Here is a 1,554-nt window from a genome sequence, read left to right as displayed (position 1 = left end):
GTGATTTTACCTGCCTTTTACCGTACCGGCGACACGTGTTCATTTCCAATTATTACGACGAATCGGCAATCGTTACCGAGCAGAGGGCGCCCGAACAACGTCGTGCCACACGAAGGCCATCGCTTATTCCTGATTAAAATATTCAAGTTACAAATTTAGAAAAGGCACGTTACAATTCGCCGACGGATGAATCCGCATCATAAAAAGTACGACGCAGTTACCGGCACATCGACTCCGAGATGACTCAAGATCTCCAAAATTCCCTCCCTGTCATGCTGACGGGTAATCAATCCGTGCTTTCCAGCATGAAGCAGGACCATGCCTTCGTGGTATGGCTCACCGGTGTCTCCGGTGCCGGTAAATCGACGCTGTCGAATCTGCTGAAGGAACAACTCGAGGCACGCGGTCTTCGGACTTTTCTGCTGGACGGCGACCTGCTTCGCGAAGGATTGAATCAGGACCTGGGATTCAGCGACGCAGACCGTCACGAGAACATTCGCCGGACGGCCGAGGTCGCGCGCCTGATGGTGGAGGCCGGGCTCGTCGTCATCGTTGCGCTGATCTCGCCGTTTCAGGAGGCTCGCGCCAAAGCGCGCGCGCGTTTTCCACAGGGCATGTTTTTCGAAGTCTTTGTCGACGTTGCGCTGGATGTAGCGGAAGCGCGCGACCCCAAGGGGCTGTATGCGCTGGCAAGGCAAGGGGCCATTCGGCAGTTCACCGGCATCGAATCGACCTATGAAAAACCGGTATTGCCCGACGTGCATGTGCGCACCGGCGAAGCAAGTCCGCTGGAATGCGTGCACGCGATCATGCAGAAATTGCCGTTGAACGGCTGATTCTGGCGCGGCCATCGGCTCGCCAGCGCCCCCGCTCCCTTCTTCTTTTTCGGCGCGCTATTGCGGCGACCGACGGTTGAACTGTCCGCCTTACGTCACATCGGTCCACTGTCTTGGTTGGGCGCGACGATCAGCACATCGCGAAACAGCGCGCTGAAGACACCCGTTCCGCACTGGCGCTCATCCGCCTCGCAATGCTCGACGAGGGTTTCCCGACGGCCGAAAGTTCAATCTACTCGGAACTGCTGTTCCATCTCACACTAACATACAGCCTCGAGCAGGCATCGCTCCCGACGCTCAAGGATGGCCAGCGCGGTCGAGGAAACCGCCGCGCGTCATCGCGTTGCCGGTCCGATCAACATGACAATCTGCGCGGCCCGGTAACCGGATCATCTCGGCGTGCTATTCAAGCCAACGACCATCGCGCATACTGTTCCATGGCACGTCGTTCAGGCGGCACACGACTTTAATCCACCTAATCCACGCATCGCAGAAGCCAACGATAACGTGTTCATGGTCGCACCCAAACCGCTAATCGACTTGCACGGCGCGTCGGAAGAAAGTACCGGCCGAGATCGCGATCGTCGCGTACGGCGCCGATGTGCCGCAGCAGCCGCTTCGGTGGCAGCGCAAATAAGCACGGGCGGTCGACCCATCGTCCTGACACGCCGAGAACATTCAAGCAAGACGCGTACGCCTCGACGGCAAGCGCCGAATC

The 1,554-nt window shown here is 58.2% G+C and carries 2 protein-coding genes; one reads left to right on the top strand and one right to left on the bottom strand.

The window, feature by feature from the left end; all coding sequences use genetic code 11:
* The first annotated feature begins 272 nt into the window (after positions 1–272).
* Positions 273–836 (top strand): adenylyl-sulfate kinase, encoded by a 564-nt coding sequence (gene cysC, locus JMF90_RS36580; protein WP_201316760.1) that lies wholly within the window; start codon positions 273–275, stop codon positions 834–836.
* A 511-nt stretch (positions 837–1,347) separates the two neighbouring features.
* Here the strand turns inward: cysC and JMF90_RS40815 are convergent.
* Positions 1,348–1,554, bottom strand: a 207-nt coding sequence (locus JMF90_RS40815) for a hypothetical protein (protein ID WP_374104332.1), incomplete at its 5' end; no start/stop codon positions are given.

This window comes from Burkholderia sp. E168m23, from assembly GCF_016586125.1.
In the GTDB taxonomy this organism is placed as follows: domain Bacteria; phylum Pseudomonadota; class Gammaproteobacteria; order Burkholderiales; family Burkholderiaceae; genus Burkholderia; species Burkholderia orbicola.
Note: the sequence above shows the minus strand (reverse complement) of the source record. Positions and strands in the feature narration are given on the sequence as shown.